Raw genomic sequence first — 24,709 nt, 5'->3', positions numbered from 1 at the left:
CTCTCAACGCGATATGAGCACCGAGAACTTCCCCCAGAGCCCCGGGCAGCAGCCTCGCAAGCCGCGTGTGGCCGTCGTGTTCGGCGGACGCAGCTCCGAACACGGGATCTCCATGGTCACCGCGGGCGCCGTACTGCGCGCCATCGACCGCACCAAGTACGACGTGCTGCCGATCGGCATCACGCGGGACGGGCGTTGGGTGCTCACCGCGGACGCCCCGGAACGCATGGCCATCGCCGAACGGCGCACGCCCGACGTCGAAGAACTCGCCGAGTCGAGCGAGGGCGCCGTGGTCCTCCCCGTCGACCCCGGCAACCGCGAGGTCGTCTACAGCGAGCCGGGCTCCGTGCCGAAGGCACTGGGCGAGGTCGACGTGGTCTTCCCGGTGCTGCACGGCCCGTACGGCGAGGACGGCACCCTCCAGGGGCTCCTGGAACTGTCCGGTGTGCCGTATGTGGGTTCGGGTGTGCTCGCCTCGGCCGTCGGTCAGGACAAGGAGTACATGAAGCGGGTCTTCACCTCCTTCGGGCTCAAGGTCGGCCCGTACCTGGTGATCCGGCCGCGGGAGTGGGCGCGGGACGAGTCCGCCGCCCGCGGCCGGATCGTCGACTTCGCCGGGGAGCACGGCTGGCCGCTGTTCGTGAAGCCCGCGCGCGCGGGGTCGTCGATCGGCATCACCAAGGTCGACGACCTGTCCGGGCTGGACGAGGCGATCGCCGAGGCCCAGGAGCACGACCCGAAGATCCTGGTCGAGGCCGCGCTGCGGGGCCGCGAGATCGAGTGCGGGGTGCTGGAGTTCGAGGACGGGCCGCGGGCCTCCGTACCGGCCGAGATCCCGCCGCCGGACGCGCACGCGTACTACGACTTCGAGGCCAAGTACATCGACTCCACACCCGGCATCGTGCCCGCGCCGCTGACCGAGGAGGAGACCGCCGAGGTGCGGCGGCTCGCCGTGGCGGCCTTCGAGGCGGCCTCCTGCGAGGGGCTGGTCCGCGCGGACTTCTTCCTCACCGAGGACGGCGAGTTCGTGATCAACGAGATCAACACGATGCCCGGCTTCACGCCGATCTCGATGTACCCGCAGATGTGGCAGGCATCCGGGATCAGCTATCCCGAACTGGTGGACCTGCTGGTGCGGGCCGCTCTGCGGCGCTCTACGGGTCTGCGCTGAGCGCTCCGCGGGCTCGGCCGGTTCGCGTTGTCTATCGTGTGCGGCTCCGTGGTGGCTGGGCGCGCCCGCGCGGCGGAGCCGCATGTCGACAGGGCCCCGCGCCCCTTTGGGGCGCGGTTGGTCAGGTCATCGAGGCGATTCCCTTGGGGATCGTCTTCTTGACGGGTGGGGCCAGGGCTACCAGTACCGCTGAACTCGACCGGTCGGCGTCCTGTTTCGGCAGGGTCAGCTGCACATAGGCCTCACGGTTGGCCGTGGTGAACCGCATCGTGCCGTCGGACTGCTTCTCCATCAGCCAGTCGACGCCGTTCACGCCGCCGCTGATCGCGTCGGGATCGTCGCCCTTCGCGACCGCGGGGTCGGTCATCTTCGGCGGCCGGGTGACACCGCAGCGCAGTATGATCGCCGGGCTTCCCCAGCCCGCCGTGAAGGAGGACCGGGGCTCGGGGTCGTTGCGGCTCCGTCCGTCCAGCGTCCGTGGCAGCGCCTTGTCCAGGTTCTGACACAACCCGGCCGTCTTCGGGTCCGGGCTGGGAACCGCGACGGTGGCGTCGTCGTCTGCTGAGGAGCAGCCCGCGAGGGAGATCAGCAGGGCCAGCGCGGGCAGACCGAGGAGCCGGTGACGGAAGATGTTCACCGGCCAAGGGTAGACGGGGGCTACAGATGGACGACCGGGCAGGTCAGGGTGCGGGTGATGCCGTCCACTTGCTGGACTTTGGCGACCACCATGCGGCCCAGATCGTCCACGGTGTCCGCTTGTGCGCGCACGATGACGTCATAAGGTCCCGTCACGTCCTCGGCCTGGATCACTCCAGGGAGCTTGCTGATCGTTTCGGCGACGGTCGACGCCTTGCCGACCTCCGTCTGGATCAGGATGTACGCCTGTACCACGGAACCTCCAGGGCGGCCACGAGGATCATGTGGGGAAAAGGAACGCCACGGTATCGCGTCGCCGCTCGCCGCGGGGAGACCTGTGGAGAGCGGGGACCGCGCGCCGGGGTGCAGGCACGACGGAAGTTGACGGCCGTCTCGACCGTATCGAGGACGACGATGGAGCGCGAGCGGGCGCGGACAGGCACAGAAGGGGCGAAAGGGAAATGAAGGGCACTGTTGGTGAGCTGGGGGAATTCGGGCTCATCAGGGAGCTCACCTCCCGTCTGACGACGACCCCGGCGGTCCGGGTGGGGCCCGGCGACGACGCCGCGGTGGTCGCCGCGCCCGACCGCAGGGTGGTGGCGAGCACCGACATCCTGCTGGAGGGACGGCACTTCCGCCGCGACTGGTCGACGGCGTACGACGTGGGGCGCAAGGCGGCCGCGCAGAACCTCGCCGACATCGCGGCCATGGGCGCCGTACCCACCGCCCTGCTGCTCGGCCTGGTCGTGCCCGCCGAACTCCCGGTCACCTGGCCCAGCGAGCTGATGGACGGACTGCGCGACGAGTGCCAGGTCGCCGGCGCCTCGGTGGTCGGCGGCGATGTGGTGCGCGGTGACACGATCATGGTGTCGATCACCGCGCTCGGCGATCTGCGCAACCAGGAGCCCGTGACCCGGGCGGGTGCGCAGCCCGGCGACCTCGTCGCGGTCACCGGCTGGCTGGGCTGGTCCGCCGCCGGGTACGCGGTGCTCTCCCGGGGTTTCCGCTCGCCGCGCGCCTTCGTCGAGGCCCATCGGCGCCCCGAGCCGCCCTACCATGCGGGCCCGGCCGCCGCGGGGCTGGGCGCGACCGCGATGTGCGACGTCAGCGACGGGCTGATCGCCGACCTCGGGCACATCGCGGAGGCCAGCAAGGTCCGCATCGACATCCGGTCCGGCGCCATCGACATCCCCTCCCAGATGAACGACATCGGGCAGGCCGTCGGCGTCGACCCGCTCCAGTGGGTGCTGACGGGCGGCGAGGACCATGCGATCGTGGCGACCTTCCCGCCGGACGTGAAGCTGCCGGCCCGCTGGAAGGTGATCGGCGAGGTCCTCAACCCCTCGGCGCTGCCGCAGGTCACGGTCGACGGGGCGCCCTGGACCAGCAAGGGCGGCTGGGACCACTTCGGGGGCATCGAGTCATGAGCCCGCTACCGAGGGTGCTGACGGTCGCCGGCTCCGACTCCGGCGGGGGCGCGGGCATCCAGGCCGACCTGAAGACCATGCTGGCGCTGGGGGCACACGGCATGAGCGTGATCACCGCGGTCACCGCGCAGAACTCGCTCGGGGTGCAGGGCGCCTGGGAACTGCCGGCGGCGGCGGTGCGGGCCCAGTACCGCAGCGTCGTGGACGACATCGGCGTCCAGGCCGTGAAGACCGGGATGCTGGCCTCCGCCGAACTCGTCGAGACAGTCGCCAAGTTGATCGGCGGGACGGACGCGCCGGCGGTCGTGGACCCGGTGGGTGTCTCCAAGCACGGCGACCCGCTGCTGGCCGCCACGGCCCTGGACTCGGTGCGCACGGCGCTGCTGCCGGTGGCGACGGTGGTCACCCCGAACCTCGACGAGGTCGCCCAACTCACCGGCGTGCGCGTCGCGTCGGAGTCCGGGATGCGTGAGGCCGCCGCCGCCCTGCTGGCGTACGGGCCGGCCTGGGTGCTGATCAAGGGCGGGCATCTGCCCGGGGACGCCGTGGACCTGCTCACGGACGGTTCACGGGAGCACTGGCTGCGGGCGCCCCGGCTCGACAACCGGCACACGCACGGCACCGGCTGCACGCTGGCGTCCGCGATCGCCGTGGGGCTGGCGCAGGGCCGGTCCGTGCCGGAGGCGGTCGCCGCGGCCAAGGAGTACGTCACCGGGGCCATCGCGGGCGGGTTCGCACTGGGCGACGGGATCGGTCCCGTGGACCACGGGTGGCGCCTGCGGCAGGGCTGAGGGCCCGCGCGGGCGCCCGCGGGCAGGCGTCACCGGTGTTCCGGGTCACCGGTGCGACAACCTCGACGTACGGACAACGCACGGACAACGCACGGACCACGTACGGACACGGCAAAAAGCCGGCCCACCCGGAAGTGGACCGGCTCGATGCGGCGAACCGACGATGGCCGCGCGCTCAGCAGTGCGTCAGCGCGAGACCTTGCCGGCCTTGATGCACGAGGTGCAGGCGTTCACGCGCTTCGGCGTCCCGCCGACCACGGTACGCACACGCTGGATGTTCGGGTTCCAGCGACGGGACGTACGGCGGTGCGAGTGCGAGATGTTGTTGCCGAAGCCCGGCCCCTTGCCGCAGACGTCGCAGTTGGCAGCCACGGGTCACTCCAAAGACTTCAGATGCACTTACGGTTGATCCCGGCATGCCGGGATCGAGATCTAGGATCCGAGATCTTGAGTGGCGTTGCCAGGGGAATGGCCCGATCAGGATCGGGCAACCGGAGCAGCATACAACGGCTGCACCCGTGCCACGAAACTACCATGGCAGCTCAGGGCCCGTGCGCGGCCCTGCCCGGGTCCGCGGGGGCCCGGGGTCTACGCTGCGGCCACGTCCGGCCGGCTCAGGGAGGCGCAGGTGGCGCAGGTGCCGCAGACATTCTTCGATGCTCTCGCGGTGCGCAGCTGGTGCGGTCACGCGCTCCGGGCGCTGGGACGGGCCCGGGAGGAGATCGACGCGATCAACGTCTACCCGGTGGCGGACGGGGACACGGGGACGAACCTGTACCTGACGCTGGAGTCGGCCGCCGCCGCGGTCGAGGCGGTCTTCGACGGGTACGAGGCGGGCGCCGGGGAGGGCGCCGCGCCGTCGCCGGCCGAGGCCCTGCACGCCATGGCGCACGGCGCCCTGATCGGGGCCCGCGGGAACTCCGGGACGATCCTCGCGCAGCTGCTGCGCGGCATGGCGCAGGTGCTCACCGCAGGCACCGGCCCGGACGGGACGGGTGGTCCGGGCGGCTCGGGTGGGACGGGTGGTGCAGGCGGTCCAGGTGGGACGGCTCACATCGACGGGCCCGAGCTGCGGCTCGCCCTGCGGCATGCCGCCGACTCCGCCCGCCGGGCCGTGGCCCATCCGGTCGAGGGGACCGTGCTCTCGGTCGCCTCGGCCGCGGCGGAAGCGGCCGGGGACGTCGAGGGCGGCTGCGGGGCGGTGGCGCGGGCCGCCTACGCGGGCGCGTGCACGGCCCTGGCGGCGACCCCGGGGCAGCTGGCCGTCCTGGAGCGGGCCGGGGTGGTCGACGCGGGCGGCCGGGGCCTGGTGGCGGTGCTCGCCGCCCTGGTGGAGACGTTCACGGGGGAGGCACCGGGCGCCGTGGTCCCGGTACGCGGGGCGTACGCGCGCGTGGCGCCCGGCACGGACCCGGAGAGGCCCGCCGCACCGGCGCACGGGCCGGGGGCCGCCGGTGCCGAGGACGCCGGGTGCCACGGCGGGGCGGAGCCGGGCGGCCCCGGCTACGAGGTGATCTTCCTGCTGGAGGCCGACGACGCCGCCGTGGACCGGCTGCGGGACCGGCTCGACGGTCTCGGTGACTCCCTCGTCGTGGTCGGGGGCGACGGGCTGTGGAACGTCCATGTGCACGTCGACGACGCGGGTGCCGCGGTGGAGGCGGGCGTCGAGGCCGGGCGGCCGTACCGGATCCGGATCACCCACTTCGGCCGTGGCGACGTCCACACCCGCGGCGGCGCGCTGCCGCCCCGGGAGCGGGCGCAGCGGGCCGTCGTCGCGGTCGTGCCCGGCGAGGGCCTGGCCGGGCTGTACACCGAGGCCGGCGCCACCACCGTGCTCGCCCGCCCCGGTGAGCCGCCCGCGAGCGGCGAGCTGGTCGAGGCGGTACGGCGGGCCCACGCGCGCGAGGTCGTGCTCCTGCCCAACGACGCCGAACTGCGGCACACCGCGGCCGCGGCGGCCGAACAGGCACGCGCCGAGGGCGTCCGGGTCGCCCTCATCCCGACGCGCTCGGCGGTCCAGGGGATCGCCGCGCTCGCCGTGCACGAGCCGGAGCGCCGCTTCGACGAGGACGTCGTCCAGATGACCTCCGCCGCGGGCGCCACCCGCTACGCCGAGGTCACGGTCGCCGAACGGCAGTCCTGGACCATGGCCGGCATCTGCCAGGCCGGTGACGTCCTCGGCCTCATCGAGGGCGACGTCGCGGTGATCGGCTCGGACGTCACCGCCACCGCCGAGGCCGTCCTGGACCGCATGCTCCAGGCCGGCGGGGAACTCGTCACCATCGTCCTCGGCGACGACGCGCCCCCCGAGGTCGCCGACCGGCTGGAGGCACGCGTGCGCGAGTCGTACCTGGCCGTCGACACGGTCGTCTACCGGGGAGGGCGGCAGGGAGCACTGCTCCTGGTCGGCGTGGAGTGACGCGGGGCCACGCCAGGTGATGCGCGGCCGCCGGACGTCAGTCCTCCTCCCGCCGGGTCGCGAGGTCCGGCATCTGGACCGCCTCCGCCCGCCGCTCCCGTACCGTCCGGTCCGCCTCGTCGGCCCCCGCGTACGCCTCCAGCACCGTACGCGTGGCAGTCGGCCATGTCGTCCCGGTCGGCGGCCGGCCACGCCGCGTACGCCCCTTCGGCGCGGTCCAGGTCGCCGATGTGCGCGGCGACACTGAACTCGGCCGCACGCACGGCCTGTTCGCGACGGAGGCGAGCGGGATGTGCGGCTGGTTCAGCATGCCGGCCGACGTCCACTTGAAGACCCAGTGCAGGGAGTGGGTCTCGTACGCGTCGAAGTGCTCCGGGCGCTCGTCCCACATGCGCAGCAGCCGCGCGAACGGGACGAACATCTTGTCCTTCTCGGAGCTGTAGTTGTAGATCTTCAGCTGGTGTCCGAGCGCTTCGACGACGGCGAGCGGGATGCCCCCCGGCCTCGGCGCGGGCCTGTTCGTGCCGGGCCGCCCGGTCGTCCAGGTGCAGCGCGGGCACGGACAGCGGGTGGAAGGCGCGCAGGACCACGTCGCAGCCCGGCGGGTCCAGCCGTGCGCGGGCGGCGGCCAGGAACCCGGACAGGGCCAGTTCCTCGGCCGGGTCGACCGGGTCCAGGTGGGCGGTCACGGTGTCCGCGTCCAGTTCGGCGACCACCGTGTCCGGGCGCACCGACGGGAGGGCCTGCACCAGTTCGCTGTCGTACGTGTAGCCGCCGTTGACCACGCCGATGCCCTGCGCGGCGCCAGGGACTTCACACCGAGGTGGTGCACGGACAGGAAGACGGCGAGCCGCTCCGGGTCGTTCGCAGCCAGTCCGGTCAGCCAGGAGCGGATCCGCTCGCCGAGCGCCTCCCGCACGGCGGCGAGGGTCTCGTCCTCTTAGCGCGATTCCCGCGAGGCGGTGGGCCGCAGGCTGTCCGTGTCCAGCACGCAGCGCACGAGGAACTCCCAGTCGGGCAGCAGCTGTTCGGCGCGCTCGGTGAGCAGCATCCCCTTCAGATGCACCCGGTGCGTCGCCCGCTGGGCGGGGCTGAGCGCCGCCGGCAGCACGTACGCCACCCCGCGGACGCCGGCCAGCGGCACGTCCAGGTCGATGGAGTCGATCGGGGCGAAATCCCGTGCCGGCGCGCGGACCCGCTCGGGCGCGAGCCAGGCACCGGCCCGGCCGCGCCACCGGTGGACGGTGGTGCCCGGTTCGGGCCGCTCGGCGTCCGGCAGGGTTCCGCACCGTGTACGAACCGTCGTCGCGCGCGGTCCACTCCACGGGCGGGGCGCCGGGGGTGCGGGCGCTGCGGCTGACCACACGGATGCGTTCGGCGACCAGGAAGCAGGCGAGCAGCCCGATGCCGAACTGGCCGAGGAAGTCCGAGCGGGCCTCCTGAAGGCCGTCCGCCCGCTTGGAGCTGCGGCCGATCGTCGCCAGCAGGGCGTGCAAGTCCGACTCGGTGAGCCCGACGCCGGTGTCCTCCACCCGCAGGGTGTGGCCGTCGGCGTGCAGCCGCACCCGGGCCGGGGCGCCGGGCTGTTCGGCCCGCCGGACCGTGATGGCGTCCACGGCAGGTCGACCTGGAACGTATGAGGTGATGGGGATGCCTGGGACTGCTGTGAGGTCTGGGAGCCCATCGTCGCAGCGCCGGCGGGGGGACTTGGCGACGGCGCGGGGTCGGGCGGTCCCGGTGAGGCGGTGACCGCGGGCATGGGCCGGAGCGCGTCACCCTAGAGCCCGGACAGCCCGTCTGACCAGGGCTTTCCTCGGACGTATACGGCATTGTCGGTGGTGTGGTGTGCAATGGATCTCGTGCCCGCACTGGAAGAACCACTGAACCAACCGCTGAGGTCAGTGCTCGGCCCCGCCACCGCGAAGGTGATGGCCGAGCACCTCGGCCTGCACACCGTCGGCGACCTGCTGCACCACTACCCCCGCAGATACGAGGAGCGCGGGCAGCTCACCCACCTCGCCGACCTCCCGATGGACGAGCACGTCACGGTGGTCGCTCAGGTCGCCGACGCCCGGCTGCACACATTCGCCTCCGCCAGGGCCCCGCGCGGCAAGGGCCAGCGGCTGGAGGTGACGATCACGGACGGCAGCGGGCGGCTCCAACTGGTCTTCTTCGGCAACGGCGTGCACAAGCCCCACAAGGAACTCCTGCCGGGCACCCGCGCGATGTTCTCGGGCAAGGTCTCCGTCTTCAACCGGCGGCTCCAACTCGCCCATCCGGCGTACGAACTGCTGCGCGGCGCCGACGACGAGGCCGCGGATACCGCGGAGAGCTGGGCCGGCGCCCTGATCCCGATCTACCCGGCCACCGCCAAGCTGGAGTCCTGGAAGATCGGCAAGGCGCTGCAGACGGTGCTGCCCGGCGCGCGCGACGCCGTGGACCCGCTGCCCGAGTCCCTGCGCGAGGGCCGCGGCCTGGTCCCCCTGCCCGAGGCCCTGCTCAAGATCCACCGCCCGCACACCAAGGCGGACATCGCCGACGCCCGTGCCCGCCTCAAGTGGGACGAGGCATTCGTCCTCCAGGTGGCCCTCGCCCGCCGCCGGCATGCCGACGCCCAGCTTCCCGCCGTCCCGCGCAGACCCGCCCCCGACGGCCTCCTGGCCGCCTTCGACGACCGGCTGCCGTTCACACTCACCGACGGCCAGCGCAAGGTCTCCAAGGAGATCTTCGACGACCTGGCCACCGAACACCCGATGCACCGGCTGCTCCAGGGCGAGGTGGGTTCGGGCAAGGCACAGCCCCTCGACTCCCTCGTGCTCACGCCTGACGGTTTCCGCCGCATGGGGGTCGTGCGGACCGGGGACGAAGTCGTCGTGCCGGACGGGGAGATCGCACTGATCGACGGGGTCTTCCCGCAGGGAGAGCGCGATGTCTGGCGGCTGCTCCTCTCCGACGGAAGCTCCGTCGAGTGCGACGACGAGCACCTGTGGATCGTTGCCACGAGCCGTGCGTGGCAGCGCGGTCAGGCTCCCCAGGTCATGACGACCCGGGAGATCCGACAGGACACCTTCGAGGCCGACGGATCTTCGAAGTGGTACCTCCCGGCAGCCACCCCGGTCGATCTCGGGGACGACTGCGGGCTGCCTCTCGACCCGTACCTGTTCGGCCTCCTTCTGGGAGACGGCTCATTCCGGCACGACCTGCGACTGTCCACGACCGACGCCGAGGTCCGCGATGCGGTGGCGAGCGCCGTGGCGCCCGAATGCCACCTGGTTTCGGTGCAGGGATCCGATGGCGACTACACGATCCAGTCGACCCGCCGTGCGGGTGGCGTACGCAATCCGGTGATCCAGGTCTTGCGGGACCTGAAGCTCTGGGGTGTGACCTCGCAGGGCACATTCGTTCCTGAGGTGTTCAAGAACACCTCGATCAAGAACCGTCTCGCCGTGCTCCAGGGGCTCATGGACACCGACGGCACCGTGCACAGGGACGGTTTCAGCGCCTCGTTCCGCTCGGCCTCGCCGCGTCTTACGGAGGACGTCGCCTGGCTGGTGCGCTCCCTGGGAGGGCGGGCCCGGATCCTGCCGAAGCGGGCGGCGTTCGGCGTCTCTGTGTCCCTGCCCGGCCGTTACGCGCCGTTCAGGCTGACACGCAAGGCCGAACGGGTAGGTCCCGAACCGAAGGACCACACCTTCCGACGCGGCATTCGCGCGGTGGAGTACGTGGGGCGAAAGCCCGTCCAGTGCATCAGCGTCGCCCACCCGAGCCATGCCTACGTCACTGACAACTTCACGGTGACCCACAACACCATGGTCGCCCTGCGCGCCATGCTCGCCGTCGTCGACGCGGGCGGTCAGGCCGCCATGCTCGCGCCGACCGAGGTACTGGCCCAGCAGCACCACCGCTCGATCGTGGAGATGATGGGCGAGCTGGCCGAGGGAGGGATGCTGGGCGGCGCCGAACAGGCCACCAAGGTGGTGCTGCTCACCGGTTCCATGGGCGCCGCGGCCCGCCGGCAGGCACTGCTCGACCTGGTCACCGGGGAGGCCGGGATCGTGATCGGCACGCATGCGCTGATCGAGGACAAGGTGCACTTCCACGACCTCGGCCTGGTCGTCGTGGACGAGCAGCACCGCTTCGGCGTGGAGCAGCGCGACGCACTGCGCGGCAAGGGCAGGCAGCCCCCGCATCTGCTGGTCATGACGGCGACACCGATCCCGCGGACCGTCGCCATGACCGTCTTCGGCGACCTGGAGACCTCCGTCCTCGACCAACTGCCCGCCGGGCGTTCGCCGATCGCGAGCCATGTCGTGCCGGCCGCCGACAAGCCCCACTTCCTGGCGCGCGCCTGGGAGCGGGTGCGCGAGGAGGTCGCGGGCGGGCACCAGGCGTACGTCGTCTGCCCGCGCATCGGCGACGACGGCGACGAGGGCGACGATCCGAAGAAGAGCGGCGCCGCCAAGTCGCCGGAGGACGAGGCCGAGAAGCGGCCCCCGCTGGCCGTCGTCGACGTGGCCGCCCAGCTCTCCGCGGGCCCCCTGCGCGGCCTGAAGGTCGAGGTCCTGCACGGCCGGATGCAGCCCGACGACAAGGACGCGGTCATGCGGCGCTTCGCGGCCGGCGAGACCGACGTCCTGGTGGCCACCACGGTCATCGAGGTCGGTGTCAACGTGCCGAACGCCACCGCGATGGTGATCATGGACGCCGACCGTTTCGGCGTCTCCCAACTGCACCAGCTGCGCGGCCGTGTCGGCCGTGGCTCGGCCCCCGGGCTGTGTCTGCTGGTCACCGAGATGCCCGAGGCGAGCGCGGCCCGCCAGCGGCTGAACGCGGTCGCCGCCACCCTCGACGGCTTCGAACTGTCCCGCATCGACCTGGAACAGCGCCGGGAGGGCGACGTCCTCGGCCAGGCACAGTCCGGTGCCCGCTCCAGCCTGCGGGTCCTCGCCGTCATCGAGGACGAGGAGATCATCGCCGAGGCCCGCGAGGAGGCGGCCGCGGTGGTCGCCGCCGACCCCGAACTGGAGCGGCTGCCCGGGCTGCGCACGGCACTGGACGCCCTGCTCGACGAGGAGCGGGAGCAGTATCTGGAGAAGGGCTGAGACACTGGGATCGCCACCACCCGAGCGCACCCCGTGCCCCAGCACCCCGACAAGGACCCGAGATGACCCGCGTGATCGCCGGCCGGGCCGGCGGACGCCGTCTGGCCGTTCCGCCGGGCAACGGAACCCGCCCCACCTCCGACCGGGCGCGTGAAGGGCTCTTCTCCACCTGGCAGTCCCTGCTGGGCGGCCCCCTGGACGGCGAGCGCGTCCTCGACCTCTACGCGGGCTCGGGCGCCGTCGGCCTGGAGGCGCTGTCCCGCGGGGCCGGTCACACACTGCTCGTCGAGGCCGACGCCCGGGCCGCCCGCACGGTCCGCGAGAATGTGCGCGCCCTGGGCCTGCCGGGCGCCGAGGTCAGGGCGGGCCGCGCGGAGCAGGTCGTGCGCGCGCCGGCGCCGGCCGAGCCGTACGACATCGTCTTCCTCGATCCCCCGTACGCCGTCTCCGACGACGATCTTCGGGAGATTCTGCTCACACTCCGCACGGAGGGCTGGCTCGCCACGCAAGCCCTCGTCACCGTGGAGCGCAGCACCAGAGGCGGGGACTTCCACTGGCCGGACGGTTTCGAAGCGCTCCGGGCCCGTCGCTACGGCGAGGGAACGTTTTGGTACGGTCGCGCCGCCTCTACGTGCGAAGACGCACGATGACCGGATCGGAGAGCGAGGGATCACAAGTGCGCCGCGCCGTCTGTCCCGGGTCGTTCGACCCCATCACCAACGGACATCTCGACATCATCTCCCGCGCCTCTCGTCTGTATGACGAGGTCTATGTCGCGGTCATGATCAACAAGTCCAAGAAGGGCCTGTTCGAGATCGACGAGCGGATCGACCTGATCCGCCAGGTCACCGCCGAGTACGGCAACGTCCGGGTCGAGGCCTTCCACGGCCTGCTGGTCGACTTCTGCAAGGAGCGGGACATCCCCGCCATCGTCAAGGGCCTGCGCGCCGTCAGCGACTTCGACTACGAGCTGCAGATGGCGCAGATGAACAACGGTCTCTCCGGCGTCGAAACCCTCTTCGTCCCCACCAACCCCACCTACAGCTTCCTCTCCTCCTCCCTCGTCAAGGAGGTCGCGACGTGGGGCGGCGACGTCTCGCACCTGGTGCCCCCGGTGGTCCTCGACGCCCTCAACAAGCGCCTCCGCAAGGACTGATGGGGCTACAGTCGTCCCGTCCGTCTCCAACACAGCTGTAGAGAGTGGCGAGCACAGGTGGACGTGCAGAAGAAGCTCGACGAGATCGTGGCCGCGGTCTCCAGCGCCCGGGCCATGCCCATGTCGGCGTCGTGCGTGGTCAACCGCGCCGACCTGCTCGCGATGCTCGAAGAGGTGCGCCAGGCGCTGCCCGGCTCCCTCGCCCAGGCCCAGGAGCTGATCGGCGGCCGTGACCAGATGGTCGAGCAGGCCCGCCAGGAGGCCGAGCAGATCATCCAGAGCGCGCACGCCGAGCGCGGCTCGCTGGTCTCCGGCACCGAGGTCGCCCGCCGCTCCCAGTCCGAGGCGGACCGGATCCTGACCGAAGCCCGCAAGGAGGCGGAGGAGATCCGGGCCGAGGCCGACGACTACGTGGACTCCAAGCTGGCCAACTTCGAGGTCGTCCTCACCAAGACCCTCGGCTCCGTCGGCCGCGGCCGCGAGAAGCTGCTGGGCACCGGCCCCGGCCTGGACGAAGGCGGCTACGAGGACGAGGACGCCCCCGAGCGCAGCCACGACCCGGAGACCCTGCGGCGCACCGCCGACGAGTACGTGGACGTCAAGCTCGGCGCCTTCGAGGCGGTCCTGGCCAAGACCCTGGAGGCCGTCGGCCGCGGCCGTCAGAAACTGCACGGCCGTATCGCCACCGACGACCTCGGCGCCCTCGCCGACGACACGACGACCTACCAGCACTCCAGCGACGCCGACTACCTCGCCGACCTCGCGGCCCTGGCCGAAGCCCCGGCCGAGCGGCCGGCACAGCAGCAGCCCGCGCCGCCCCAGCCCGCGCAGCAGCCCGCAGCGGGATACGAGCCACAGCCCGCCTACGGCTACCAGCAGCAGCCCGACCCGTACGCCGGCTTCCCGCACCAGCAGGGCCGGCAGGGCTACGCCCAGCAGGACCCGTACGGCTACCAGCAGCCCGACCCGTACGCCGCCCCCGGCTACGCCCCGGCCGCGGACGCCGCGTTCCAGGGCTACGACGCCCAGCAGGACGGATACGACCAGGCGCAGGGCGCCCAGGGCCGGCCGCCGGCCCAGCAGGACTACGCCCTCGACGAGACCAGCCTCTTCGACACCAGCATGATCAGCGCCGAGCAACTGCGCGCCTACGAGCAGGGCCGGGGCCTGTAGCCGGCAGCGGATTGGGCCGTGAGCGAAAGGTCCAGTATCCTGGCTCTTCGGTCGCACCCACATCTGCGATCAACGCTGCCCCGGAACACCGCCGGGCGGCGTCCCTCTGAGTTCGGAAGACCGAAAGCAGGAATGGCCGCCAAGACCCGCCTCGACCACCGCAACCCGTTCGTGTTCGACACACACGAGCTGGGGCGGCGTCCGGGCGCGCTCCAGCGGCTGACCCGCACGGTCGACGCTCCCCGGGACTTCGGTCTGCAGGGGGTCGTCGGGGTACCGGAAGGCGCCCCGGTGGAGCTCGAACTCCGACTGGAGTCGGTCATGGAAGGGGTGCTCGTCACGGGTACCGCCCGTGCCGCCGCCCAGGGGGAGTGCGTAAGGTGTCTGGAGCCGGTCGGGCTGCGGCTCGAAGCGGACTTCCAGGAGATGTTCTCGTACCCTGACGCCGACGACCGGGGCCGCGTGATCGCGGAACCGGGCGACGACGCCGAGGAAGACGAGAGCAGGCTCTTCATCGAGGACGGACTCATCGACCTCGAACCCGTGCTGCGCGACGCGGTGGTGCTCGCACTGCCGATGCAGCCGGTGTGCCGGGACGACTGTCCGGGTCTGTGCTCCGAGTGCGGAGCGCGGCTCGCGGACGACCCGGACCACCACCATGCCGCCGTCGACATCCGGTGGGCGGCTTTGCAGGGACTCGCCGACACCATGACGGACGGCGAGAAGGACGAGATGGGCGGCGACGTGCCTCGATCAGCACGCGCCGACGAGAAGCAGGAGAAGTAGCCGTGGCTGTTCCGAAGCGGAAGATGTCGCGCAGCAACACGCGCCACCGCCGGTCGCAGTGGAAGGCTGCGGTCCCCACCCTGGTTGCGTGCGAGCGCTGCCACGAGCCCAAGCAGCAGCACATCGCGTGCCCGTCGTGCGGCACCTACAACAAGCGCCAGGTTCTAGAGGTCTGAGCGGCTGGTGAGAGGCACTGTGTCCACGCCGAAGAAGAACTCTTCCCGCGCGAGCGGAAGCGGACCAGCGGACAACACGGCCTCGTCCCACACGCTTCTGGAAGGGCGGCTCGGCTACAAGATCGAGTCCGCCCTTCTGGTGCGAGCACTGACCCACCGTTCCTACGCGTACGAGAACGGCGGTCTGCCGACGAACGAGCGGCTGGAGTTCCTCGGGGACTCCGTCCTCGGTCTCGTCGTCACGGACACGCTGTACCGCATCCACCCCGACCTGCCCGAGGGCCAGCTGGCCAAGCTGCGGGCCGCGGTGGTGAACTCGCGTGCGCTCGCGGAGGTGGGCCGCGGTCTCGAACTGGGCTCCTTCATCCGGCTCGGCCGCGGTGAAGAGGGCACGGGCGGCCGGGACAAGGCGTCCATCCTCGCCGACACCCTCGAAGCGGTGATCGGCGCGGTCTATCTCGACCAGGGCCTCGACGCGGCGTCCGAGCTGGTGCACCGGCTCTTCGACCCGCTGATCGAGAAGTCCTCGAACCTCGGAGCCGGCCTGGACTGGAAGACCAGCCTCCAGGAACTGACCGCGACGGAAGGGCTCGGCGTGCCCGAGTACCTGGTCACGGAGACCGGACCCGATCACGAGAAGACCTTCACTGCTGCCGCCCGCGTCGGAGGCGTCTCGTACGGCACCGGCACCGGCCGCAGCAAGAAGGAGGCGGAGCAGCAGGCAGCCGAGTCCGCCTGGCGGTCCATCCGGGCCGCGGCGGACGAGCGCGCCAAGACGGGGCAGGGCACCGCGGAGGCCGTCGACGCGGCCGTCGAGACCATCGGCGACGACCCCGACGCGACGGCCGCGCCTGCCTGACCATCAGCACATCCGAACCGCCCGCCCCCCGACGGGGGGCGGGCGCTCGGCTTCCCACACGGTCCGTCACGGGGGTCCCATGCCCGAGTTGCCCGAGGTCGAGGTCGTACGCAGCGGTCTGGAGCGGTGGGTCGCGCACCGCACCGTCGCCGAGACCGAGGTGCTGCACCCTCGTGCCGTACGCCGTCACGTGGCCGGTGCCGACGACTTCGCGCACCGCCTCAAGGGCCACCGTATGGGCGTCCCCCGCCGCCGGGGCAAGTACCTGTGGCTGCCGCTGGAGGACACGGACCAGTCGGTCCTGGCCCATCTGGGGATGAGCGGTCAGCTGCTGATCCGGCCGCACGAGGCGCCGGACGAGAAGCACCTGAGGATCCGCGTGCGGTTCGCCGACGACCTCGGCACGGAGCTGCGCTTCGTCGACCAACGCACCTTCGGCGGGCTGTCGTTGCACCCCACCACCCCCGAGGGGCTGCCCGACGTCATCGCGCACATCGCCCGCGACCCGCTCGATCCGCTCTTCGACGACGAGGCCTTCCATCAGGCGCTGCGCCGGAAGCGGACCACCATCAAACGGGCCCTGCTGGACCAGTCGTTGATCAGCGGCGTCGGCAACATCTACGCGGACGAAGCCCTTTGGCGGGCCCGGATCCACTACGAGCGTCCGACGGCGCACTTCACCCGGCCGCGCACGGCCGAGTTGCTGGGCCATGTGCGGGACGTGCTGAACGCGGCCCTCGCCGTCGGCGGCACCAGCTTCGACAGCCTCTACGTCAACGTGAACGGCGAATCGGGTTACTTCGACCGGTCCCTGGACGCCTATGGGCGCGAGGGGCTGCCGTGCCGGCGCTGCGGCACGCCGATGCGCCGCCGACCCTGGATGAACAGGTCCAGCTACTTCTGCCCGACGTGCCAGCGCCCGCCGCGCGTCAGGGGGTAGCGGCGCTGGCGTCGTACGCCGCGCGGGCCGTCAGGATGTCGTCCATGGAGCCCTCCACACAGTGGATGAGGGCCAGCAGGCGCTCGGCGACCTCGCGGCCCAGGGGCGTCAGCTCGTAGTCCACCCGGGGCGGGTTCGTCGGCTGGGCCTCGCGGTGCACCAGGCCGTCGCGCTCCAGCGCGTGCAGCGTCTGGGACAGCATCTTCTCGCTCACGCCGTCGACACGGCGGCGCAACTCGTTGAAGCGGTACGAGCCCTTGTACAGGGCGCCCAGGGTGAGCGCGCCCCAGCGGCCCGTGACGTGCTCCAGCGTGCCGCGCGACGGGCAGGTCCGGGCGAACACGTCGTACGGGAGGCGCCGCTCCATGGGGCGCTCCTGGGTCGCGGTCATGACGCAAGCGTACGTGAGCACAGCGCTAACCGGTAGATTGCACTAACCATGAGACAGCGCTGCGGGCCTGGTCAGTAACCGAAGTCCTGGGTCCACCAGGGGCCGCCGGAGGCGAAGTGCACGCCGACGCCCAGGGTCTTGAAGTCGCAGTTCAGTATGTTGGCCCGGTGCCCAGGGCTGTCCATCCAGGCCGCCATCACGGCGGCCGCGTCGGCCTGGCCCCGGGCTATGTTCTCGCCGCCGAGGCCGGTGACGCCGGCCGCGGTCGCCCGGTCCCAGGGGGTCGCCCCGTCGGGGTCGGTGTGGTCGAAGAAGTCACGCGCGGCCATGTCCTCGCTGAACGCCTCGGCCAGCCGGGCCAGCGCGCCGTTCGCCGTCAGGGCGTCGCACCCCGCCTTCGCCCGCTCCCCGTTGACCAGCATCAGCACCTCCGCCTCGGCGGCGGCCCGCGCGGAGACCGGCGCCGGCGCGGACGCCTGCTTCGGCGGTTTCTTCGGCTCCGCGGCGGCCGGCGCCGACGGCCGCTCGGTCCGCGGCTTCGTGGGAGTGGCCGTGGCCGCCGGCTTCGTCGTCGCCGTCCGGGACGGGGCGGGCGCCGACGAGGCCGGGGCGGACGGCGCGGGAGAGGTCGGGCGGGGGGTGCCGGGGCTGGTGCCCCGGCCGGCGTCGCGGCCGGGTTCGGCGCTGCCGGAGGTGCCGCCCTGCTCGGTGGCCGTGTTGCCGGGCACCCCGTCGGCCTGCACGTTGTCGCTGCCGCCGGCGCCGCCGATCTTGTAGTCGCCCAGTCCGGGCACCACGCCCGTGGCCACCGCGACCGTGCCGAGGGCGACGGCGGCGGAGACGCCGAGCAGACCCGTGCGCACCGGCGTCCCGGCCTTCTTCTTGCGCCGGTGCCCGCGCTCACGGTCCATGTCGTCGTCCGCGGGGGCGGACTCCGCCGCGAAGAAGCCGCCGCCGTCCGCCCCGGGTCCGTCACCGCCGTCCGGACCGGGGACGTAACCGTCGTCCGTCGCGTACAGGTACGCCGTGCTCCTGGCGTCGGCCTCGGTGTACGCACCCGGGTTCAGATAGGGGGCGGAGCCCAGCGTGGCGCGGCCGTCCGCGTGCGCGTACCGCGAGTCGGGGTTCCGCGGAGCGGGGCCGCGCGGCGGGGTGATACCCGTGGCGTGACCCGTGGCGCGGCCGGCGGCGGAGCGTCGGTGGCGTCCCATGTCCTGGCCTTCCTCGGTCTCGCGGTCGACCCCCCATGCGATCCCGTGGGTCAACCCAACTCACTCGATCGAGTGAGTTTCATATGAGATTCATTGGGTCGGGACGGTACCGCATGGCGCCTGGGGCGGACGTGCCCCTGGAGACATTGGCCGGTTAGGTTGCAGCCATGAGCGAGGAAGTACGGCTGGTCGCCTGGGTGCGCGGACACGTCCAGGGCGTGGGCTTCCGCTGGTTCACGCGCGCCAAGGCCCTGGAGATCGGCGGCCTGAGTGGTTTTGCTCTCAATCTGGGGGACGGGCGGGTCCAGGTGGTCGCCGAGGGTCGCCGAGAGGGCTGCGAAGGGCTCCTCGACTGGTTGCAGCGCGGCGACACGCCCGGGCGGGTGGACGGCGTCACCGAGATATGGGACACACCCCGCGGGGGCTACGAGGGATTCGCCGTACGCTGACCCTCCACGGCGAGCCGCCGCGGGCCGAAGCGGAGGGACCGCCACCGGCACCTGCCCGAAGCAGAAATGACCTGGTGGTTGCCAAGAACCGCCTGTCGTGGCAGGCTCCCCAGCAAAACTGATCGCCACGCCCTGAGGACCCCGCAGGAGCCGCAGCGCAGCCCCTCGGCAGGCCGCGCGCCCCCGGGACAACCGCCAATACGGGGCGTGATCGTGTTGACCGTCAAACTTTTTGGTGAGACGCTGAAAGCCCCGCGCACCTTAGCTGTTTGGCATGGAGCATCGGCAGAGCAACACTCGACAGTGTCAAGCACCGCGGGTGCGAATCCCTCACGACCCACACCGCTTCGGTCGGTCACTCAGTGTGGAGGACCATCCATCATGGCAAAGGCGCTTCTCGGTTACGTCGGCGGCTCCGACCCTCGACTCCTCGCCGAGATGCGACGGCTCCAGCAGCGCGTCCAGGACCTGGAATCCGAGCTTGTACGGATCCAGGCCGAGAACGAGGCGCTGACGGCTGCCGCTTCTCACGACAGGATCATGGAGAGCATCGACGCACACCAGGCGGAGCCTGCGCTCACCTGATCACTGCATCGCTCCACGACGGCACACGCAGTGGTTGGGCTGCCCGTATCAACCGCTAAGTTGTCAGAGTTGCAAGGGACGCCTCGGCGTCCCTTCTTTCTTGCCCGGCTCCGCCGCTGGGCCCTTTCTCTCCCCCGCGCATCCTTTCACCGTCTTTAACGTCTGGTGTGCCCTGCATGTTCATGCGTGAAACCGCGAGGTTGCGAGGGTTCATGGAGTGAGATAGCGGCGGCGGGTAAAGTCCACCGGCGTGCACCTCAAGGCCCTGACCCTGCGCGGGTTCAAGTCGTTCGCCTCGGCGACCACGCTCCGGTTCGAGCCGGGCATCACGTGCGTCGTGGGACCGAACGGCTCGGGCAAGTCCAACGTCGTCGACGCGCTCAGCTGGGTCATGGGCGAGCAGGGCGCAAAGTCGCTGCGCGGCGGCAAGATGGAGGACGTCATCTTCGCCGGCACCACCGGCCGCCCGCCGCTCGGCCGGGCCGAGGTGTCCCTCACCATCGACAACTCCGACGGCGCGCTGCCCATCGAGTACTCCGAGGTCACCATCACGCGGATCATGTTCCGCAACGGCGGCAGCGAGTACCAGATCAACGGCGACACCTGCCGCCTCCTCGACATCCAGGAGCTGCTGTCGGACTCCGGCATCGGCCGCGAGATGCACGTCATCGTCGGCCAGGGCCAGCTCGACTCCGTCCTGCACGCCGATCCCACGGGCCGCCGCGCCTTCATCGAAGAGGCCGCCGGCGTCCTCAAACACCGCAAGCGCAAGGAGAAGGCGCTCAGGAAACTGGACGCGATGCAGGCCAACCTCGCGCGCGTGCAGGACCTCACCGACGAGCTGCGCCGCCAGCTGAAGCCGCTCGGCCGGCAGGCGGCGGTCGCGCGCCGGGCGGCCGTGATCCAGGCCGACCTGCGGGACGCGCGGCTGCGGCTGCTCGCCGACGACCTGGTACGGCTGCGCGAGGCGCTGAAAGCCGAGATCGCCGACGAGGCCGCGCTGAAGGAGCGCAAGGAGGCCGCCGAACAGGAACTGAGAAAGGCGTTCCAGCGCGAGGCGCTGCTTGAGGACGAGGTGCGCCGGCTCACGCCCCGGCTGCGGCGCGCCCAGCAGACCTGGTACGAGCTGTCCCAGCTGGCCGAGCGGGTACGCGGCACGATCTCGCTGGCCGACGCGCGGGTCAAGAGCGCCACGGCCGCGCCGCCCGAGGAACGGCGCGGCCGTGACCCGGAGGACATGGAACGGGAGGCCGCCCGCATCCGTGAGCAGGAGGCCGAGCTGGAGGCGGCCCTGGAGGCGGCCCAGCGTGCCCTTGACGACACCGTCACCCACCGCGCCGAACTGGAACGCGAACTCGCCGTCGAGGAACGCCGCCTGAAGGACGTGGCACGGGCCATCGCCGATCGCCGCGAGGGCCTGGCCCGGCTGAACGGGCAGGTCAACGCGGCCCGCTCGCGCGCCGCCGCGGCCCAGTCCGAGATCGACCGGCTGGCCGCGGCACGGGACGAGGCCCAGGAGCGGGCCGCCGGCGCACAGGAGGAGTACGAGGCGCTGAAGGCCGAGGTCGACGGCCTCGACGCCGGCGACGCCGAACTCGCCGAGCGGCACGACGCGGCGAAGGCGGCGCTGGCCGACGCGGAGTCCGCACTGACGGCCGCGCGGGAGGCGGCCACCGCGGCGGAGCGCCGGCGCGCCGCGACCCAGGCCCGGCACGAGGCGCTGGCGCTGGGACTGCGCCGCAAGGACGGCAGCGGCGCGCTGCTCGGGGCGAGGGACCGGCTCACCGGCGTGCTCGGCCCGGCCGCGGAACTGCTCACCGTGGCGCCGGGCCACGAGACCGCGCTGGCGGCGGCCTTCGGCGCGGCGGCGGACGCCATCGCGGTGACCACGCCCGCCTCGGCCGCGGACGCCATCCGGCTGCTGCGCAAGCAGGACGCGGGCCGCGCGGCGCTGCTGCTCGGCGGGGCCCCCGACGACGTACCGCCGCAACCGCACCCGGCCGGACCGCCCTACGCCGCCGATCTCGTCCAGGGCCCCGCCGAGCTGATGCCCGCCGTGCGGCGGCTGCTGCGCGGCGTCGTCGTGGTCGGCACCCTCGAAGACGCCGAGGACCTGGTCCAGGCGCACCCCGAGCTGACCGCCGTCACCGCCGAGGGCGATCTGCTCGGCGCCCATGTGGCGCACGGCGGGTCGGCCGGGGCGCCGAGCCTGCTGGAAGTGCAGGCGTCCGTCGACGAGGCGGCCGCCGAACTCGACGAGCTGGCCGTGCGGTGCGCGCGGCTGGCCGAGGCGCAGGGCGCGGCGCAGGAGCGGCGCCGGGAGTGCGCCGCGCTCGTGGAGGAGCTGGGGGAGCGGCGCCGGGCCGCCGACCGGGAGAAGTCGGCCGTCGCCCAGCAGCTCGGGCGGCTCGCTGGGCAGGCGCGGGGCGCGGCCGGCGAGTCCGAGCGGTCCACCGCGGCGGCGGCCCGGGCGCAGGAGGCACTGGACCGGGCCGTGCAGGAGGTCGAGGAACTGGCCGAACGGCTCGCCGTCGCCGAGGAGATGCCGATCGAGGAGGAACCCGACACCTCCGTACGGGACCGGCTGGCCGCCGACGGCGCCAACGCCCGGCAGACCGAGATGGAGGCACGGCTCCAGGTCCGCACCCACGAGGAACGGGTCAAGGGGCTCGCCGGGCGGGCCGACGCGCTCGACCGGGGCGCCCGCGCCGAACGCGAGGCACGCGCGCGTGCCGAACAGCGGCGCGCCCGCCTGCGACACGAGGCGTCGGTGGCGCAGGCCGTCGCGTCAGGCGCGCGGCAGCTGCTCGCACACGTCGAGGTGTCGCTGGGCCGGGCCGACGCGGAGCGCACCGCCGCCGAGGCGGCCAAGGCGCGCCGGGAGCAGGAGCTGACCGCCGCCCGGAACGCCGGGCGCGACCTCAAGGCCGAACTCGACAAGCTGACCGACTCGGTGCACCGGGGAGAAGTGCTCGGCGCGGAGAAGCGGCTGCGGGTGGAGCAGCTGGAGACCAAGGCGCTGGAGGAGCTGGGCGTGGAGCCGGCCGGGCTCGTCGGCGAGTACGGCCCGCACCAGCCCGTGCCGCCCTCGCCGCCCGCCGAGGGGGAGGAACTGCCCGACGACCCGGAGCACCCGCGCAATCGCCCGCGGCCGTTCGTGCGCGCCGAGCAGGAGAAGCGGCTGAAGGCCGCCGAGCGCGCCTACCAGCAGCTCGGCAAGGTCAACCCGCTCGCCCTGGAGGAGTTCGCCGCGCTGGAGGAACGGCACAAGTTCCTCAGCGAGCAGCTGGAGGACCTGAAGAAGACGCGCGCCGACCTGCTTCAAGTGGTGAAGGAGGTCGACGAGCGCGTCGAGCAGGTCTTCACGGAGGCGTACCGGGACACGGCCCGGGAGTTCGAGGGCGTCTTCAGCCGGCTCTTCCCGGGCGGCGACGGGCGGCTGGTGCTGACCGACCCCGACAACATGCTCACCACGGGCGTGGACGTGGAGGCCCGGCCGCCGGGCAAGAAGGTCAAGCGGCTGTCCCTGCTGTCCGGCGGGGAGCGCTCGCTCACCGCCGTCGCGCTGCTCGTGTCCATCTTCAAGGCCCGGCCCAGCCCCTTCTACGTCATGGACGAGGTCGAGGCCGCCCTCGACGACACCAACCTCCAGCGGCTGATCCGCATCATGCAGGAGTTGCAGGAGGCCTCCCAGCTGATCGTGATCACTCATCAGAAGCGCACGATGGAGGTCGCCGACGCGCTCTACGGCGTCTCCATGCAGGGCGACGGTGTGTCGAAGGTCATCTCGCAGCGGCTCCGCTGAGTGCCTCATTTCAAGAAGTGAACTCGGATCAATGGTCCGGCGTGCTCAAGGTCACCAATGATCAGATTTGACTTCGAAACTTGAAGACATAGTCTCTGCAACGTTGTTCTTGTCTTCAGGTGTGAGTGGTTTGATCTTGTGCGCCACTGGTACCTGAAGGGCTCGCCCCCACCCCGGCGGCGTTGCCGGCGGCCCGAGGAGTATCAACGTGACCAGCACAGCGCAGGCACCCCAGTCAGGAGCCGGAACGGCCCATCCCGACCACCTCGGGCACGTCGTCTTCATCGCGGCGGCGGCCGCGATGGGCGGCTTCCTCTTCGGGTACGACAGCTCCGTGATCAACGGCGCCGTGGAGGCCATCCGCAGCCGCTACGACATCGGCTCCGCGGCACTCGCCCAGGTCATCGCCGTCGCCCTGATCGGCTGTGCCGTCGGTGCCGCGACCGCCGGCCGGATAGCGGACCGCATCGGCCGCATCCGCTGCATGCAGATCGCCGCGATCCTCTTCACGGTCAGCGCCGTCGGCTCCGCGCTGCCCTTCGCGCTCTGGGACCTCGCCTTCTGGCGGATCGTCGGCGGCTTCGCCATCGGCATGGCCTCGGTCATCGGCCCCGCCTACATCGCCGAGGTCGCCCCGCCGGCCTATCGAGGCCGCCTCGGCTCCTTCCAGCAGGCCGCGATCGTGGTCGGCATCGCCGTCTCGCAGCTGGTCAACTGGGGCCTGCTGAACGCCGCCGGCGGCGACCAGCGCGGCCGGCTGATGGGCCTTGAGGCCTGGCAGGTCATGCTCGGTGTCATGGTCATCCCGGCCGCCCTGTACGGGCTGCTGTCCTTCGCCATCCCCGAGTCGCCCCGCTTCCTGCTGTCCGTCGGCAGGCGCGAGCGGGCCCGTGAGATCCTCGCCGAGGTCGAGGGCAAGGGAACCGATCTCGACGCCCGGGTCGCCGAGATCGAGCACGCCATGAGCAGCGAGCACAGGTCCACCTTCAAGGACCTGCTCGGCGGCTCCTTCTTCTTCAAGCCGATCGTCTGGATCGGCATCGGCCTGTCGGTGTTCCAGCAGTTCGTGGGCATCAACGTCGCGTTCTACTACTCCTCGACGCTGTGGCAGTCGGTCGGCGTCGACCCGACGGACTCGTTCCTCTACTCCTTCACCACGTCGATCATCAACATCGTCGGCACCGTGATCGCGATGATCTTCGTGGACCGCATCGGCCGCAGGCCGCTCGCGCTCATCGGCTCGGTCGGCATGGTCGTCGGCCTCGCGCTGGAGGCGTGGGCGTTCTCCCACCACCTGGTCGACGGGAAGCTGCCGGCCACGCAGGGCTGGGTCGCCCTGATCGCCGCCCACGTCTTCGTCCTCTTCTTCGCGCTCTCCTGGGGCGTGGTCGTCTGGGTCTTCCTCGGCGAGATGTTCCCCAACCGGATCCGTGCCGCCGCGCTGGGCGTGGCCGCCTCCGCGCAGTGGATCGCCAACTGGGCCATCACCGCGAGCTTCCCGTCGCTCGCCGACTGGAACCTGTCGGCGACCTACGTGATCTACACGGTGTTCGCCGCGCTCTCCATCCCGTTCGTCCTCAGGTTCGTCAAGGAGACGAAGGGCAAGGCGCTGGAGGAGATGGGCTAAAGGCT

21 protein-coding genes and 2 pseudogenes are annotated in these 24,709 nt (G+C 71.8%); 16 read left to right on the top strand and 7 right to left on the bottom strand.

Annotated features, from left to right (window positions below; genetic code table 11):
- The first annotated feature begins 13 nt into the window (after positions 1–13).
- The gene (locus tag ACFYTE_RS21355; RefSeq protein ID WP_388712503.1) at positions 14–1,171 is read left to right on the top strand and encodes a D-alanine--D-alanine ligase family protein; all 1,158 of its coding nucleotides are present in this window, start codon (positions 14–16) and stop codon (positions 1,169–1,171) included.
- A 121-nt stretch (positions 1,172–1,292) separates the two neighbouring features.
- On the opposite strand, the gene ACFYTE_RS21350 is transcribed toward ACFYTE_RS21355, so the two are convergent.
- Both ACFYTE_RS21350 and ACFYTE_RS21345 read right to left on the bottom strand, forming a co-directional pair.
- Positions 1,293–1,808, bottom strand: coding sequence for a DUF3515 domain-containing protein (locus tag ACFYTE_RS21350; protein ID WP_388712500.1), 516 nt, complete (start codon positions 1,806–1,808; stop codon positions 1,293–1,295).
- Between the two features lie 20 nt (positions 1,809–1,828).
- The gene (locus ACFYTE_RS21345; protein WP_030952852.1) at positions 1,829–2,062 is read right to left on the bottom strand and encodes an Lrp/AsnC family transcriptional regulator; all 234 of its coding nucleotides are present in this window, start codon (positions 2,060–2,062) and stop codon (positions 1,829–1,831) included.
- Positions 2,063–2,268: 206 nt separating this feature from the next.
- On the opposite strand from ACFYTE_RS21345, the gene ACFYTE_RS21340 reads away from it, so the two are divergent.
- Both ACFYTE_RS21340 and thiD read left to right on the top strand, forming a co-directional pair.
- Positions 2,269–3,234, top strand: coding sequence for a thiamine-phosphate kinase (locus ACFYTE_RS21340; protein ID WP_388712496.1), 966 nt, complete (start codon positions 2,269–2,271; stop codon positions 3,232–3,234).
- Positions 3,231–4,025, top strand: coding sequence for a bifunctional hydroxymethylpyrimidine kinase/phosphomethylpyrimidine kinase (gene thiD, locus ACFYTE_RS21335; RefSeq protein ID WP_388712494.1), 795 nt, complete (start codon positions 3,231–3,233; stop codon positions 4,023–4,025). The genes ACFYTE_RS21340 and thiD overlap by 4 nt, the downstream gene beginning before the upstream one ends.
- A 186-nt stretch (positions 4,026–4,211) precedes the next feature.
- Here thiD and rpmB read toward each other — a convergent pair whose 3' ends face one another.
- Positions 4,212–4,397, bottom strand: coding sequence for a 50S ribosomal protein L28 (gene rpmB / locus ACFYTE_RS21330; protein WP_003993230.1), 186 nt, complete (start codon positions 4,395–4,397; stop codon positions 4,212–4,214).
- A 256-nt stretch (positions 4,398–4,653) separates the two neighbouring features.
- Here rpmB and ACFYTE_RS21325 point away from each other — a divergent pair, with 256 nt between their 5' ends.
- Complete coding sequence (locus ACFYTE_RS21325; protein WP_388712490.1) at positions 4,654–6,444, top strand: DAK2 domain-containing protein; 1,791 nt, start codon at positions 4,654–4,656, stop codon at positions 6,442–6,444.
- 149 nt (positions 6,445–6,593) lie between these two features.
- On the opposite strand, the pseudogene ACFYTE_RS21320 reads toward ACFYTE_RS21325, so the two are convergent.
- Positions 6,594–6,937 (bottom strand): annotated as a pseudogene (locus ACFYTE_RS21320) (tetratricopeptide repeat protein); the annotation flags it as partial.
- A 7-nt stretch (positions 6,938–6,944) separates the two neighbouring features.
- Positions 6,945–8,128 (bottom strand): annotated as a pseudogene (locus ACFYTE_RS21315) (ATP-binding protein); the annotation flags it as partial.
- Positions 8,129–8,294: 166 nt separating this feature from the next.
- On the opposite strand from ACFYTE_RS21315, the gene ACFYTE_RS21310 reads away from it, so the two are divergent.
- The 8 genes from ACFYTE_RS21310 to mutM all read left to right on the top strand — a co-directional run bounded on the left by ACFYTE_RS21310 (position 8,295) and on the right by mutM (position 16,636).
- Entirely contained in the window at positions 8,295–11,546 is a 3,252-nt protein-coding gene (locus tag ACFYTE_RS21310) for a helicase-related protein (RefSeq protein ID WP_388712488.1), read from the top strand.
- A gap of 62 nt (positions 11,547–11,608) precedes the next feature.
- Positions 11,609–12,196: a 16S rRNA (guanine(966)-N(2))-methyltransferase RsmD gene (gene rsmD, locus ACFYTE_RS21305; protein ID WP_388712485.1), complete on the top strand. Its 588-nt coding sequence runs from the start codon at positions 11,609–11,611 to the stop codon at positions 12,194–12,196.
- A gap of 26 nt (positions 12,197–12,222) precedes the next feature.
- Positions 12,223–12,702: a pantetheine-phosphate adenylyltransferase gene (coaD, locus tag ACFYTE_RS21300; protein WP_388712863.1), complete on the top strand. Its 480-nt coding sequence runs from the start codon at positions 12,223–12,225 to the stop codon at positions 12,700–12,702.
- A gap of 57 nt (positions 12,703–12,759) precedes the next feature.
- Entirely contained in the window at positions 12,760–13,875 is a 1,116-nt protein-coding gene (locus ACFYTE_RS21295; RefSeq protein ID WP_388712483.1) for an ATP synthase F0 subunit B, read from the top strand.
- A 132-nt stretch (positions 13,876–14,007) separates the two neighbouring features.
- On the top strand, positions 14,008–14,661 hold the full coding sequence (locus tag ACFYTE_RS21290; RefSeq protein ID WP_388712481.1) for a YceD family protein: 654 nt from the start codon (positions 14,008–14,010) through the stop codon (positions 14,659–14,661).
- A gap of 2 nt (positions 14,662–14,663) precedes the next feature.
- Entirely contained in the window at positions 14,664–14,837 is a 174-nt protein-coding gene (gene rpmF, locus ACFYTE_RS21285; protein ID WP_003951102.1) for a 50S ribosomal protein L32, read from the top strand.
- A gap of 7 nt (positions 14,838–14,844) precedes the next feature.
- Positions 14,845–15,696 (top strand): ribonuclease III, encoded by an 852-nt coding sequence (gene rnc / locus ACFYTE_RS21280; RefSeq protein WP_388712477.1) that lies wholly within the window; start codon positions 14,845–14,847, stop codon positions 15,694–15,696.
- Between the two features lie 79 nt (positions 15,697–15,775).
- Positions 15,776–16,636 (top strand): bifunctional DNA-formamidopyrimidine glycosylase/DNA-(apurinic or apyrimidinic site) lyase, encoded by an 861-nt coding sequence (mutM, locus tag ACFYTE_RS21275; protein WP_388712475.1) that lies wholly within the window; start codon positions 15,776–15,778, stop codon positions 16,634–16,636.
- On the opposite strand, the gene ACFYTE_RS21270 is transcribed toward mutM, so the two are convergent.
- Together ACFYTE_RS21270 and ACFYTE_RS21265 are read right to left on the bottom strand one after the other, a co-directional pair.
- Positions 16,626–17,027, bottom strand: a complete 402-nt coding sequence (locus ACFYTE_RS21270) for a winged helix-turn-helix transcriptional regulator (RefSeq protein WP_388712472.1) — start codon at positions 17,025–17,027, stop codon at positions 16,626–16,628. The two genes, mutM and ACFYTE_RS21270, sit on opposite strands and share 11 nt — an antisense overlap.
- Positions 17,028–17,098: 71 nt before the next feature.
- Positions 17,099–18,238, bottom strand: coding sequence for a CAP domain-containing protein (locus ACFYTE_RS21265; protein WP_388712469.1), 1,140 nt, complete (start codon positions 18,236–18,238; stop codon positions 17,099–17,101).
- Positions 18,239–18,405: 167 nt separating this feature from the next.
- On the opposite strand from ACFYTE_RS21265, the gene ACFYTE_RS21260 reads away from it, so the two are divergent.
- From ACFYTE_RS21260 to ACFYTE_RS21245, 4 genes are all read left to right on the top strand, one after another.
- Complete coding sequence (locus ACFYTE_RS21260) at positions 18,406–18,687, top strand: acylphosphatase (protein ID WP_388712466.1); 282 nt, start codon at positions 18,406–18,408, stop codon at positions 18,685–18,687.
- 381 nt (positions 18,688–19,068) lie between these two features.
- Positions 19,069–19,272 carry a hypothetical protein gene (locus ACFYTE_RS21255; protein WP_055623302.1) on the top strand — a complete coding sequence of 68 codons (204 nt, stop codon included), beginning with the start codon at positions 19,069–19,071 and terminating at the stop codon, positions 19,270–19,272.
- Between the two features lie 250 nt (positions 19,273–19,522).
- Positions 19,523–23,077 carry a chromosome segregation protein SMC gene (smc, locus tag ACFYTE_RS21250; protein WP_388712462.1) on the top strand — a complete coding sequence of 1,185 codons (3,555 nt, stop codon included), beginning with the start codon at positions 19,523–19,525 and terminating at the stop codon, positions 23,075–23,077.
- A gap of 208 nt (positions 23,078–23,285) precedes the next feature.
- On the top strand, positions 23,286–24,704 hold the full coding sequence (locus tag ACFYTE_RS21245; RefSeq protein ID WP_388712460.1) for a sugar porter family MFS transporter: 1,419 nt from the start codon (positions 23,286–23,288) through the stop codon (positions 24,702–24,704).
- Positions 24,705–24,709: the final 5 nt, after the last annotated feature.

It is taken from the genome of Streptomyces sp. NPDC004629 (assembly GCF_042873595.1).
GTDB lineage: Bacteria > Actinomycetota > Actinomycetes > Streptomycetales > Streptomycetaceae > Streptomyces.
The sequence above is the reverse complement of the archived record's forward strand: the minus strand, read 5'-3'. Positions and strand labels throughout refer to the sequence as shown.

Coding starts and splice junctions, on each gene's coding strand:
- ACFYTE_RS21270 (WP_388712472.1), bottom strand. CDS start 17,027: ATGACCGCGACCCAGGAGCGCCCCATGGAGCGGCGCCTCCCGTACGAC.
- rsmD (WP_388712485.1), top strand. CDS start 11,609: ATGACCCGCGTGATCGCCGGCCGGGCCGGCGGACGCCGTCTGGCCGTT.
- ACFYTE_RS21340 (WP_388712496.1), top strand. CDS start 2,269: ATGAAGGGCACTGTTGGTGAGCTGGGGGAATTCGGGCTCATCAGGGAG.
- ACFYTE_RS21260 (WP_388712466.1), top strand. CDS start 18,406: ATGAGCGAGGAAGTACGGCTGGTCGCCTGGGTGCGCGGACACGTCCAG.
- ACFYTE_RS21255 (WP_055623302.1), top strand. CDS start 19,069: ATGGCAAAGGCGCTTCTCGGTTACGTCGGCGGCTCCGACCCTCGACTC.
- ACFYTE_RS21290 (WP_388712481.1), top strand. CDS start 14,008: ATGGCCGCCAAGACCCGCCTCGACCACCGCAACCCGTTCGTGTTCGAC.
- thiD (WP_388712494.1), top strand. CDS start 3,231: ATGAGCCCGCTACCGAGGGTGCTGACGGTCGCCGGCTCCGACTCCGGC.
- mutM (WP_388712475.1), top strand. CDS start 15,776: ATGCCCGAGTTGCCCGAGGTCGAGGTCGTACGCAGCGGTCTGGAGCGG.
- ACFYTE_RS21355 (WP_388712503.1), top strand. CDS start 14: ATGAGCACCGAGAACTTCCCCCAGAGCCCCGGGCAGCAGCCTCGCAAG.
- ACFYTE_RS21265 (WP_388712469.1), bottom strand. CDS start 18,238: ATGGGACGCCACCGACGCTCCGCCGCCGGCCGCGCCACGGGTCACGCC.
- ACFYTE_RS21310 (WP_388712488.1), top strand. CDS start 8,295: ATGGATCTCGTGCCCGCACTGGAAGAACCACTGAACCAACCGCTGAGG.